The 11536-nt window shown below is 64.1% G+C and carries 11 protein-coding genes; 7 read left to right on the plus strand and 4 right to left on the minus strand.

Translation table 11 applies throughout. The features are described from left to right. A complete protein-coding gene (locus BLW56_RS20000; protein WP_093513008.1) occupies nucleotides 1-1251 on the plus strand; it encodes an N-succinylarginine dihydrolase in 1251 nt (416 codons plus the stop codon). 6 nt (nucleotides 1252-1257) lie between these two features. After that, entirely contained in the window at nucleotides 1258-1923 is a 666-nt protein-coding gene (locus BLW56_RS20005; protein ID WP_093513010.1) for a spermidine synthase, read from the plus strand. 48 nt (nucleotides 1924-1971) lie between these two features. Here the strand turns inward: BLW56_RS20005 and BLW56_RS20010 are convergent, their stop codons facing one another. Beyond that, on the minus strand, nucleotides 1972-2661 hold the full coding sequence (locus tag BLW56_RS20010) for a murein L,D-transpeptidase catalytic domain family protein (protein WP_256203726.1): 690 nt from the start codon (nucleotides 2659-2661) through the stop codon (nucleotides 1972-1974). Between the two features lie 225 nt (nucleotides 2662-2886). Between BLW56_RS20010 and arsC the strand changes: the two genes are divergently transcribed. After that, the gene (gene arsC / locus BLW56_RS20015; RefSeq protein WP_093513014.1) at nucleotides 2887-3231 is read left to right on the plus strand and encodes an arsenate reductase (glutaredoxin); all 345 of its coding nucleotides are present in this window, start codon (nucleotides 2887-2889) and stop codon (nucleotides 3229-3231) included. 2 nt (nucleotides 3232-3233) lie between these two features. Here arsC and BLW56_RS20020 read toward each other — a convergent pair whose 3' ends face one another. Further along, nucleotides 3234-3728, minus strand: a complete 495-nt coding sequence (locus BLW56_RS20020) for an Lrp/AsnC family transcriptional regulator (RefSeq protein ID WP_256203727.1) — start codon at nucleotides 3726-3728, stop codon at nucleotides 3234-3236. Between the two features lie 92 nt (nucleotides 3729-3820). On the opposite strand from BLW56_RS20020, the gene BLW56_RS20025 reads away from it, so the two are divergent. Further along, nucleotides 3821-4696 carry an EamA family transporter gene (locus BLW56_RS20025; protein WP_218140567.1) on the plus strand — a complete coding sequence of 292 codons (876 nt, stop codon included), beginning with the start codon at nucleotides 3821-3823 and terminating at the stop codon, nucleotides 4694-4696. A gap of 12 nt (nucleotides 4697-4708) precedes the next feature. Here the strand turns inward: BLW56_RS20025 and recF are convergent, their stop codons facing one another. After that, the gene (recF, locus tag BLW56_RS20030; protein ID WP_093513018.1) at nucleotides 4709-5818 is read right to left on the minus strand and encodes a DNA replication/repair protein RecF; all 1110 of its coding nucleotides are present in this window, start codon (nucleotides 5816-5818) and stop codon (nucleotides 4709-4711) included. Between the two features lie 241 nt (nucleotides 5819-6059). Between recF and BLW56_RS20985 the strand changes: the two genes are divergently transcribed. From BLW56_RS20985 to BLW56_RS20040, 3 genes are all read left to right on the plus strand, one after another. Beyond that, nucleotides 6060-6188, plus strand: coding sequence for a hypothetical protein (locus tag BLW56_RS20985; RefSeq protein WP_256203728.1), 129 nt, complete (start codon nucleotides 6060-6062; stop codon nucleotides 6186-6188). A 58-nt stretch (nucleotides 6189-6246) separates the two neighbouring features. Continuing rightward, nucleotides 6247-6426: a PspC domain-containing protein gene (locus BLW56_RS20035; RefSeq protein WP_039580111.1), complete on the plus strand. Its 180-nt coding sequence runs from the start codon at nucleotides 6247-6249 to the stop codon at nucleotides 6424-6426. 169 nt (nucleotides 6427-6595) lie between these two features. After that, nucleotides 6596-7105, plus strand: coding sequence for a GNAT family N-acetyltransferase (locus BLW56_RS20040; RefSeq protein ID WP_093513019.1), 510 nt, complete (start codon nucleotides 6596-6598; stop codon nucleotides 7103-7105). A gap of 101 nt (nucleotides 7106-7206) precedes the next feature. Here BLW56_RS20040 and rpoC read toward each other — a convergent pair whose 3' ends face one another. Then, nucleotides 7207-11490, minus strand: a complete 4284-nt coding sequence (gene rpoC / locus BLW56_RS20045) for a DNA-directed RNA polymerase subunit beta' (RefSeq protein ID WP_093513020.1) — start codon at nucleotides 11488-11490, stop codon at nucleotides 7207-7209. Between the last annotated feature and the right edge of the window lie 46 nt (nucleotides 11491-11536).

Here is an 11536-nt window from a genome sequence, read left to right on the forward strand (position 1 = left end):
ATGCTCACCGAAATCAATTTCGACGGGATCATCGGCCCGAGCCACAATTATGCGGGGCTGAGCCGCGGCAATATCGCGTCGGCGAACAATGCGGGCGATGTCTCGCAGCCGCGCGCCGCGGCGTTGCAGGGCATCGAGAAGATGCGCCACAATCTGGCGCTTGGCTTGCCCCAGGGCTTCTTCATGCCGCTCGATCGCCCCGATGCGCCATGGCTGAAAACGCTCGGTACGACGCCCGAGGATGCCGAGGGACATTTACGCGCGCAGGCCTGGTCGGCATCGTCGATGTGGGCCGCCAACGCCGCGACGGTTTCCCCAGCCCCCGACAGCGCCGACGGCAAATGCCATCTGACGGTCGCGAACCTCGTCACCATGCCGCACCGCAGCCACGAATGGCCGGGCACGCTCGCGCAGCTTCGCCTTGCCTTCGCGCACCCTGCCTTTGCGGTTCACGCCCCCGTCCCGGCGCCGTTCGGCGACGAGGGCGCGGCGAACCATATGCGGCTGTGCAGCGGGCATGATGGGCAAGGCGTCGAAATCTTCGTCTATGGGTTAAGTGGCGGACGTTTTCCGGCGCGCCAGCATCTCGACGCGTCGAAGGCGATCGCCCGCAACCACGGGCTCGATCCTGCGCGCACGCTCTTCATCCGGCAGTCGGACACCGCGATCCAGGGCGGCGCGTTCCACAATGATGTCGTCGCGGTCGCGAACGAGCATGTGCTGTTCACCCACGAAACCGCGTTCGAGGATCGCGACGCGGCGCACGCCGAAATCCGGGCCGCCTTCCCTGCCGTCGAGATCGTCGAGGTTCCCGCCAGCGCGGTGAGCCTGCCCGACGCGATCAAATCCTATCTGTTCAACGCGCAGCTCGTCAGCCTGCCCGATGGCGGCGGCATGGGACTGGTGCTGCCGACCGAGGCGCAGGATACGTCGACGGTGTGGAACTGGCTGGAGGCGCATGTAGCGGGCAACGGCCCGATCCGCCGGCTGTTGCCGGTCAACGTGCGCCAGTCGATGGCGAACGGCGGCGGGCCGGCGTGCCTGCGGCTGCGCGTCGTGGCCGATCCGGCAACCGTCGATCCGCGCTTCATGGCCGACGAAGCGAAGCTCGACCGGATTGCGGAGGTGGTGGCGAAGCACTGGCCGGAGGGGATCGCACCCGGCGACCTTGCCTCGACCGCGCTGGCGAACGAGGTGCGCGCGGCGCGCGCGGCGCTACTGCAGGCGCTCGACCTCGGCGAGTTGGGCTGAAGCCGCTTGCAGGTTCGCGAACTGATCGACACGGCGCGGATTCCGGGAGGCGACGAGCTGCGCCTGTACCGGCGCGGCAGCGATTTCATCATCGTGATCGGCGGCAACGAGCTGATGAACAGCCGGATGAGCGGATCGGAGGAGGCGCTCGCGGTGATGAGCTGCGATCGCCTGCGAAATCCGGACGAGGCGCATCTGCTGATCGGCGGCTATGGCATGGGCTTCACCCTGCGCGCGGCGCTGCTGGCACTCGGCCCGAAGGCACGGGTCACGGTGGCCGAGCTGGTTCCCGCGATCATCGACTGGGCACGCAGACCGATGGCGGAGCTGGCCGCCGGATGCCTCGACGATCCGCGTGTCGAACTGGTCATCGACGATGTGGCAGCGGCGATCCGCGCCGGACGTGGCCGCTACGACGCGATCCTGCTGGACGTCGACAACGGCCCCGACGGACTGGTCCGTCAGGCGAACGATGGCATCTATTCGGCCGCAGGGCTCGCCTCGGCCAAGGCGGCGCTGCGCCCTGGCGGCGTCCTCGCCATATGGTCTGCGGCGCCCGATCCACGCTTCACGCGGCGGCTGATAACAGCGGGATTCCGCGTCGACGAGGTCACGGTACGCGCGCGAAGCAATGGCAAGGGCCCGCGGCACACGATCTGGTTTGCGAGATGATGGAGGCGGGAAGCAGACGGCCGCTTCCCACCCAATATAAGCCGCGCCTTAATCCGCCGTTTTCGGCAACGGCCCGTTGATCGACGTCGCGCGGCGTAAATTCTCCATGCCCGGAAGCGGATCGGCCGGCGGCAGTTCGAATGGCTTCGGCATCGGCGGCGGTTCGCTGAGCCGGTCGGCGAACAGCAGCCTGCCCGGCCCGAGCTTGTACAGGATCATCGGCAGCAGCTCTTCGCCGAAGACGAAACAGCCTTCGCTGCGCCCGAGCTTGCCCTGCGTCGCGATCAGCGCCGGATCGGCATACCAGGCGCCATGCACGACGATCGCGCGCTGGTCGGCGGTATAATTATCGGGCTCCAGCCCCGCGAGCCGCATCGACGACCCGTTGGCGCCCCAATAATAATCGCTGGTGCGATAGGCGCCGCGCGAGGTCGCAAGGCTGCCCATACGGTTGGAGAAATTCTTGAGCCAGCCGTCGTGCTGCGGATCCGACCCGCGCCCGTGCGTGACGGGGAACATCTCGACCTTGCCCGCGACCATATCGACCAGCGCAAAGCGCGGCCGCGACGACGGCAGGCCGAAATCGACGACCCCGACGCGATCCGATTGCGGGATATTCCGCCCCTGCATCGCAAGCTGTTTTTTCGCGATGGCGATATAATCGACCGGCGGCGGCAAAGGCGCCACCGGCTGCTGAATCCAGTTCGGGAGTTGCGCGCGCGCCGAGGTGGCGGCCAAGGCCCCCGCTCCAGCGATCCCGGCCAGCAACGCCCTTCGATCGATCAATTCATTCACTTGAACAACAACCCCGCATCGGCCGCCTATTGGCGGTCCCTACGATCCTGCATGTCGTATTCGGGCCGCGAAAGGCAAGCTGGTAGTTCCCCTTCATGCGGGAAGATGTGCCATATATGCCATGAATAGCGGGTTTACGCTGCTGTAAGCTCCCGTTAGGGCGGAGCCATGAACGCGACCATCTGGCATAATCCCGCTTGCGGCACCTCGCGCAAGACGCTGGCGATCCTTCAGGAAACCCCGGGCGTCGAACTGACCGTCATCGAATATCTCAAAAACCCGTACAGCGCCGACAAGCTGCGCCAGCTGTTCAAGGACGCGGGTATCACCGCGCGCGACGCGCTCCGCCTGCGCGGTACCGATGCCGAAGAGCGCGGCCTCAAAGAGGCGAGCGACGATGAAATCATCGCCGCGATGGCGGCGAACCCCGCCTATGTCGAACGTCCGATCGTCGAGACCGATAAGGGCATAAGGCTGTGCCGCCCGCAGGACCGGGTACACGAAATTCTCTGACCTCAGCCCGGAGGTATAGCGAGCGTGCTGCCCGCCTTGACGCGGTCGAGCGCGACCAATGTGCGGAAGTTGCCGACGAGGTCGCTTTCGGAAAATATCCGGCGCGTCAGCGCTTCATATTCGCGCATGTCGCGGCAGATGATGACGAGAACGAAGCTCACGCCGCCGGTGGCATAATAGACCTGCTGCACCGCGGGCTCCCCGGCGAATAGCGCCTTGGCCTTGTCGACCGTCGCGGCGCGCTCGTCGCACAGATGCACTTCGACGATGGCGGTGATCGCGAGCGACAGCGCTTCGGGCGAAATCACCGCAACATTGCGCTCGATCACCCCGGCGGCCTCCATCGCCGCGATCCGGCGCTGAACCGCCGCGGCCGACAGATTGACGGCCTCGGCAATCCGGCGCTGCGGTGTCTTGTTGTCGTGCTGGACGATGCGAAGAATCGCGCGATCGAAATCATCGAGTCCCCGGCCCGCGCGAGTGGATGATCCGGACACTGCCATTCCTCCGAGCCATTGTTGCATCTTTGCGCCCCAGATTGCGCGCTCAACCCGGATAAACGAGATTATTCCCCGTCGTCATGATGGATATGCGATCACCCTCGACCCAGCAAGCCGCCGCGATCGGCGTTTCGGCGGCGCTCCTGTCCCAGATCTCGATGAATGTCGGGGCCGGTTTCGCCAAGCAATTGTTCCCGCTGATCGGCGCCTATGGCGTGACGTCGCTTCGCATCACCCTCGCCGCGACGATGCTCCTCCTCCTGTATCGCCCCTGGCGCCGGCCCATCGCGCGCGCCGCCATTCCCGCGCTGATCGTCTATGGTTCGATGCTGGGGCTGATGAACCTGTCCTATTATCAGGCGCTGGCGCGGATCCCGATCGGGATCGCCACGGGAATCGAAGTGATGGGGCCGCTCGCGGTCGTGCTTCTCGCCTCGCGCCGTCCGCAGGATTTCCTGTGGCTTGCGCTCGCCGTTCTGGGGCTGATCCTGCTCCTGCCGCTTCAGCACAATGACGGGCTGGACCCCGTCGGGATCGCGTTCGCCTTTGGCGCTGCGGCCTGCTGGGCCTTCTATATCGTCTTTGGAAAGCGCGTATCGGGCACATTCGGCAGCAACGCCGCGCCGTGGGGCATGCTCGTCGCGGCCACGCTGAGCCTTCCGATCGGGCTCGCAACGACAGGTGCGGCGTTATTCTCGCCAACCTTCCTGCTGATCGGCGCGGGTATCGCCCTGTTGTCGAGCGCCATACCCTATTCGCTGGAGATGGAATCGATGCGCCGGCTGCCCGCGCATGTGTTCGGCATGCTGCTTGGCGCGTCCCCGGCGGTTGCCGCGCTCGTCGGCTATGTCATCCTCGACGAGCTGCTGACGCCGGTCCAGTGGCTCGCCATCAGCTGTATCATCGTGTCGGCGGTCGGCAGCTCGCTTGCGGCATCGCGGCAACCCGCGGCCACCGATGCCTGAACATAACGGCGATCAGCCGGCGACGATCCGCCCGCCCGCGATCCGGAAACGCGTCACGGGCCCCGGCATGTCGTCGAACAAGGCCGCCTCGGTTCCGGTCAGCCACGCCTGCCCCCCCTGTCCCGCCAGCCGCGCATAGAGCGCCCCACGCCGCAGCGGATCGAGGTGCGCTGCCACTTCGTCGAGCAGCAGCACCGGACGCTGTCCGCGCAGCCGCGCGACGCAGTCGCTGTGCGCGAGGACAAGCGAGAGCAGCATCGCCTTTTGCTCGCCGGTCGAGCAGCGCGCCGCCACGCGGCCCGTTGCGGCGTGAATCGCCGACAGATCGTCGCGGTGCGGCCCCGCCGTCGCGCGTCCCGCCGCGGCATCGATCCGCCGCCGCGATGCGAACAGCGCCTTCAGCGCCTCGACGTCGTGCGGTGCCTCGCGCACCGCCCCGTCGCTGTCGACGAGCGTCAACAGCGGCCGGGCGAACGGCGCGTCGGGCTGTTCCGCCAGCTCGGCCGCCAGCGAGGCCAGCATATACTGCCGCGCCGCATCCATCGCTGCGCCATGCTCGGCAAGCTGCGCCTCCAGACTGGTGAGCCATTGCTGGTCGGCGGTGCCAAGATCGGCAAGCAGCTTGCCGCGCGCGCGCAGCGCCGCATCGTAACGATTGCTGTGCTGCGCATGCCGCGGATCAAGCGCGAGCACGAGGCGGTCGAGGAAGCGCCGCCGGTTACCCGCGGTTTCGACATACAGGCGGTCCATCGCGGGCGTCAGCCAGAGGACCGCCAGCCAGTCGCCAAGCGCGGTCGCTGCGGTCGTCGCGCCGTTGATGCGCACGATCCGCCGACCGGGCTGCGCGGCCTCGATCCCCGTTCCCAGCGCCACCGGCGCAAGGTCGCCCCCCGCCTGGACTTCGGCGAAAACCGCAAAGCCCCCGCTCGCCCCGTCGCGCACCATGTCGGACAGCGCCGCACGGCGCAGCCCGCGCCCGGGAGCGAGCAGCGAAATCGCCTCCAATATATTGGTCTTGCCCGCCCCATTGTCGCCGTGCAGCGCGACGAGCCCCGGCGCCGCTGCGACGTCCGCGCCGGCATGATTGCGAAAATCGGTCAGCGAAAGGCGGGTGAGCGTCATCTGCCTGTCCGCCTACCCCAGCCCTTCGCGTGATTCCAGCCCAACGCCGAATTCGGTTGCATTGAGTATTTTCCGACTATCGGCATTTTTCACCATCTTAGCGTATTTTTCGCGGAGAAATAATCTGTCGTCGATCGAAAAACGCCGGTTAACCGCCAATGAATGCAATTGGCACGGTCCCTGCAATAGTGTCGGCATCCACCGGACAGTCCGGATGGAAGGTTCAAGGAAGGATAAAATCATGGCCCATTTCAATGTCGAATCGTTCAAGAGCTACGCCGTTGCCGCCGTTGCATCGCTTTACTGCTCGATGATGTTCCTCGCCGCTGTCGGCCCGAACGCTGCACACTTCGGTGGGCTGGTCGCCTGACCAGCCCCTGTAACCCGCCAATAACGCCGGCCTGATCGCCGGGATGGAAAGGAAAGAAATGAAACAGGGTTTTCGCAAGAATCGTCGCGACGGGATGATCTTCGGCGTGTGCGCCGGAATGTCGGACCAGTTCGGTATCGACGTCTTGTGGACGCGCGTCGGCTTTGTCGCCCTGACGCTTCTGGGCTTCGGCCTGCCTCTTCTGCTGTACCTCGCCGTCGCGATCCTCGCGCCTTAAGGACAGCCCGGGCCGGCCGCTTTCGAAGCGCAGTCGCACCGGCCCGCATATTCCCAAGACCAAGGGCTCACCGGCACCCCCGGTGGGCCCTTTTCTATTTGGCCGGTAACTACCGATTGCAGGACAGATCGATATTGTCCGCATTCCCGAAACCGGCCATGCGGGGACTATGCCTACAACAGCCGGCAATCATGACGTAATCGCCCGTGCCTACACCCCCTTGGACGAGGGTGCCTGCCTCGCGCTGTTTGATGGCAATGTCCCCGAATTTTTCTCCCCGGCAGAACGTCACGACTTTGAACGTTTCCTGATTCAGCGGACTTCGGAATGGCCCTATCAGGTTCTCGAGCGACGCGGACGGATCGTCGGCTGCGGCGGATTGGCTATTGAGAAGGATAGCCATACTGCAGACCTGTGCTGGGGCATGATCGTAAAAAGTCTTCACGGAACAGGCCTTGGCCGTATGCTTGCCGAATTGCGATTACGCTTAGCTGCCACCACGCCCGGCATCGCGCAGATCAGACTCGACACCAGCCAGCACACCCAAGGATTTTACGCCGCTTTTGGCTTCGAAGTGCTGAAAATCACGCGGCACGGATACGGACCGGGGTTAGACCGATGGGACATGCTGCTGCGATTTGACGACGATCAACGGCGGATATGGACAGCGAGCGACTGACAACGGGCAGTCGGAAACCTGCCCCGCAACGCACAAAGAAAAAGCCCCGCCGGATCGCTCCGGCGGGGCCATTTTTTCAGGCTGTGACCCGAAAGAGAGGCTTACGCCTCGTCGCCCTGGATCAGGTAATCGCCCGCATCGGCATCGCTGCCGTGGGTTTCGCCTTCGACAGCGCCCAGCGGATCGTCACCGATCGCCGCTTCGGGGCCCTGTGCCAGTTCGGCAGCATGCTCTTCAGCAGCGGTCGCAGGTGCGATCAGATGCTCCTGGTTCGCGGCGCGCATGGAGGCGCGCAGCGCGGCATCCTTGCTCGACGCGGTAACGCGGACGCGGTTCATGGCAGCGCCGGTACCCGCCGGGATGAGGCGGCCGACGATGACATTTTCCTTGAGGCCCTGCAGCGAGTCGATCTTGCCCTGCACCGAAGCCTCGGTGAGAACGCGGGTCGTCTCCTGGAAGGATGCCGCCGAAACGAAGCTGCGGGTCTGCAGCGACGCCTTGGTGATCCCGAGCAGGACCGGGCGGCCCTCCGCGGGAACGCCGTTCTTCGGCAGCTTGGCGTTATATTCCATCATCTCCAGATAATCGAGCTGTTCGCCCGGCAGCAACGTGGTGTCGCCGCCCGCCGTGATCTCGACCTTCTGCAGCATCTGGCGAACGATCACCTCGATGTGCTTGTCGTTGATCTTCACGCCCTGCAGTCGATAGACTTCCTGGATTTCCGCGACCAGATATTCGGCCAGCGCTTCCACGCCCATGACGTCGAGGATGTCATGCGGGTTCGGCGAACCGCTGATCAGTGCGTCGCCGCGCTTGACCTGGTCGCCTTCCTGCACTTCCAAGACCTTCGACTTGGGAATGAGATACTCGATCGGATCGCCTTCTTCCGGAACGATCGCGATCTTGCGCTTCGCCTTGTAATCCTTCACGAATTCGATGCGGCCGCTGATCTTGGCGATCACCGCATTGTCCTTCGGGATACGCGCTTCGAACAGCTCGGCAACACGCGGCAGACCGCCGGTGATGTCGCGCGTCTTCGACGCTTCGCGGCTGACACGCGCCAGAACGTCGCCCGCCTGCACTTCCTGACCGTCTTCGACCGACAGCATCGTGCCGACCGCGAGCAGGTAGCGCGCCGCTTCACCCGACTGATCGTCGAGCAACGTCAGGCGCGGCTGAAGGTCTTCCTTCTTGGCGCGGCCCGCCGAGCGATATTCGATCACGACGCGCTGGGCGATACCCGTCGCTTCGTCGACCTGTTCGATCAGGGTCTTGGTGTCTTCCAGATCCTGATATTTCACGATGCCCTGCTTTTCGGTGATGAGCGGCATGGTGAACGGATCCCATTCGGCAATCCGGTCGCCCTTCTTCACCTTCTCACCGTCCTTGTGCATGATCTGTGCACCATAGGGCAGCTTGTGCGTCGCACGTTCGCGGCCTTCGGCGTCGATGATCGCGAGTTCGCCCGAACGCGACAGCGCCAGACGGCGGCCACGCTGGTCGACGATCGTCGCCATGTCGCGATATTCGATCGTACCGTCCGAAATCGCTTCGGCGTTCGACTGTTCGTTGACCTGCGCCGCACCACCGATGTGGAAGGTACGCATGGTCAGCTGCGTGCCGGGTTCACCGATCGACTGCGCGGCGATAACGCCGACAGCTTCACCGATGTTGACCGGCGTACCGCGGGCAAGGTCGCGGCCATAGCATTTGCCGCAAACACCCAGCGTCGCTTCGCAGACCAGCGGCGAACGGATCTTGACCGACTGGACTTCGGCATCTTCGATCCGCTGCGTCGTCGCTTCGTCGAGCAGCGTGCCCACCGGAGCGATGACGTTGCCGTCCTTGTCGGCCACATCTTCGAGCGTGGTGCGGCCGAGGATGCGTTCGCCGAGCGAGGCGATCGTCGAACCGCCCTGGATGATCGCACGCATTTCCATGCCGCGTTCGGTGCCGCAATCTTCCTCGATCACGACGCAGTCCTGCGACACGTCGACCAGACGGCGGGTCAGGTAACCCGAGTTTGCCGTCTTGAGCGCCGTATCGGCCAGGCCCTTACGCGCACCGTGCGTCGAGTTGAAATACTCGAGAACGGTCAGGCCTTCCTTGAAGTTCGAGATGATCGGCGTTTCGATGATCTCGCCCGACGGCTTGGCCATAAGGCCGCGCATACCGGCAAGCTGCTTCATCTGGGCCTGCGAACCACGAGCACCCGAGTGCGCCATCATATAGATGGAGTTGATCGGGGCCAGACGGCCCGTCTTCGGATCCTTCGGTTCCGCACGGATTTCGTCCATCATCGCGTTCGCGACCTTGTCGCCGCACTGCGACCAGGCGTCGATCGCCTTGTTGTACTTTTCCTGCTGCGTGATCAGGCCGTCCTGATACTGCTGCTCGAAATCCTTCACCAGCGCGCGGGTTTCGTTGACCATGCCTTCCTTGGACTCGGGGATGATCATGTCATCCTTGCCGAAAGAAATGCCGGCCTTGAACGCGTTGCGGAAGCCCAGCGCCATGATGGCGTCGGCGAACAACACGGTCTCTTTCTGGCCGGTGTGACGATAGACCTGGTCGATCACGTCGCCGATTTCCTTCTTGGTCAGAAGGCGGTTGACGACGTCGAAGGGCACGGTGTGCGACTTCGGCAGGCATTCGCCGATGAGCATGCGGCCCGGCGTGGTCTCAAAGCGCTTGAGATACTCATTGCCCTGCTCGTCGGTCTGCGGGACGCGGCTCACCACTTTGGTGTGCAGCGTGACCGCGCCGGTGAACAGCGCCTGATGCACCTCGGCCATGTCGGCCAGAAGCATCCCCTCGCCCGGCTCGCCTTCGCGCTCCATCGAGAGATAATAGAGACCGAGAACCATGTCCTGCGACGGAACGATGATCGGCTTGCCGTTCGCGGGGCTGAGGATGTTGTTCGTCGACATCATCAGCACGCGCGCTTCGAGCTGGGCTTCCAGCGAAAGCGGCACGTGGACCGCCATCTGGTCACCGTCGAAGTCGGCGTTGAACGCGGCGCAGACCAGCGGGTGAAGCTGGATCGCCTTGCCTTCGATCAGCACGGGCTCGAACGCCTGGATGCCAAGGCGGTGAAGCGTCGGGGCGCGGTTCAGGAGGACCGGGTGCTCACGAATGACTTCGTCGAGGATGTCCCAGACTTCCTTGCGTTCCTTTTCGACCCACTTCTTCGCCTGCTTCAGGGTCATCGACAGACCCTTGGCGTCGAGGCGCGCGTAGATGAACGGCTTGAACAGTTCGAGCGCCATCTTCTTCGGCAGGCCGCACTGGTGCAGCTTGAGTTCGGGACCGGTCACGATGACCGAACGGCCCGAATAGTCGACGCGCTTGCCGAGCAGGTTCTGACGGAAGCGGCCCTGCTTGCCCTTGAGCATGTCGGACAGCGACTTCAGCGGGCGCTTGTTGGCGCCGGTGATCGTGCGGCCGCGGCGGCCGTTGTCGAACAGCGCGTCGACGGCTTCCTGCAGCATGCGCTTTTCGTTGCGGACGATGATGTCCGGCGCGCGCAGCTCCATCAGGCGCTTCAGGCGGTTGTTGCGGTTGATCACGCGGCGATAGAGGTCGTTCAAGTCCGACGTCGCGAAGCGGCCGCCATCGAGCGGCACCAGCGGGCGCAGTTCGGGCGGGATAACCGGCACGACTTCGAGGATCATCCACTCGGGACGGTTGCCCGATTCGATGAACGATTCCACGACCTTCAGACGCTTGATGATCTTCTTGGGCTTCAGCTCCGACTTGGTCGTCGCAAGCTCTTCCATCAGGTCGACGCGTTCCTGCTCCAGGTCGAGATTTTCAAGGAGCACGCGGATCGCCTCGGCACCGATGCCGGCCGAGAAGGCGTCTTCGCCATATTCGTCCTGCGCGTCGAGCAGCTCGTCTTCGGTCAGAAGCTGGAACTTCTCGAGCGGCGTCAGGCCGGGCTCAAGAACGATATAGGCCTCGAAGTACAGGACGCGCTCGAGCTGCTTGAGCTGCATGTCGAGCAGCAGGCCGATGCGCGACGGCAGCGACTTCAGGAACCAGATGTGCGCGACGGGCGCGGCGAGCTCGATATGGCCCATGCGCTCGCGGCGGACCTTGGTCACCGTGACTTCGACACCGCACTTTTCGCAGACGATGCCCTTGTATTTCATGCGCTTATACTTGCCGCACAGGCATTCATAATCCTTGATCGGACCGAAAATGCGCGCGCAGAACAGGCCGTCACGCTCGGGCTTGAACGTGCGGTAGTTGATGGTTTCGGGCTTCTTGATTTCGCCGAACGACCACGAGCGGATGCGTTCCGGGCTCGCGATGCCGATCTTGATCATGTCGAAGGTTTCGGGCTTCGCGACCGGATTCATGAAGTTGGTAAGCTGGTTCATATTCTAGCTCCATCTTCCCCCCTCGCCGCGGGCGAGAGAGGTGAGG

The organism is Sphingopyxis sp. YR583 (assembly GCF_900108295.1).
In the GTDB taxonomy this organism is placed as follows: Bacteria; Pseudomonadota; Alphaproteobacteria; order Sphingomonadales; family Sphingomonadaceae; genus Sphingopyxis.

Bases quoted from the DNA above. Each gene is read 5' to 3' on its own strand.
- BLW56_RS20000 (WP_093513008.1), top strand. From the start codon at position 1: ATGCTCACCGAAATCAATTTCGACGGGATCATCGGCCCGAGCCACAAT.
- arsC (WP_093513014.1), top strand. From the start codon at position 2,887: ATGAACGCGACCATCTGGCATAATCCCGCTTGCGGCACCTCGCGCAAG.
- BLW56_RS20025 (WP_218140567.1), top strand. From the start codon at position 3,821: ATGCGATCACCCTCGACCCAGCAAGCCGCCGCGATCGGCGTTTCGGCG.
- recF (WP_093513018.1), bottom strand. From the start codon at position 5,818: ATGACGCTCACCCGCCTTTCGCTGACCGATTTTCGCAATCATGCCGGC.
- BLW56_RS20985 (WP_256203728.1), top strand. From the start codon at position 6,060: ATGGCCCATTTCAATGTCGAATCGTTCAAGAGCTACGCCGTTGCCGCC.
- BLW56_RS20035 (WP_039580111.1), top strand. From the start codon at position 6,247: ATGAAACAGGGTTTTCGCAAGAATCGTCGCGACGGGATGATCTTCGGC.
- BLW56_RS20040 (WP_093513019.1), top strand. From the start codon at position 6,596: ATGCCTACAACAGCCGGCAATCATGACGTAATCGCCCGTGCCTACACC.
- rpoC (WP_093513020.1), bottom strand. From the start codon at position 11,490: ATGAACCAGCTTACCAACTTCATGAATCCGGTCGCGAAGCCCGAAACC.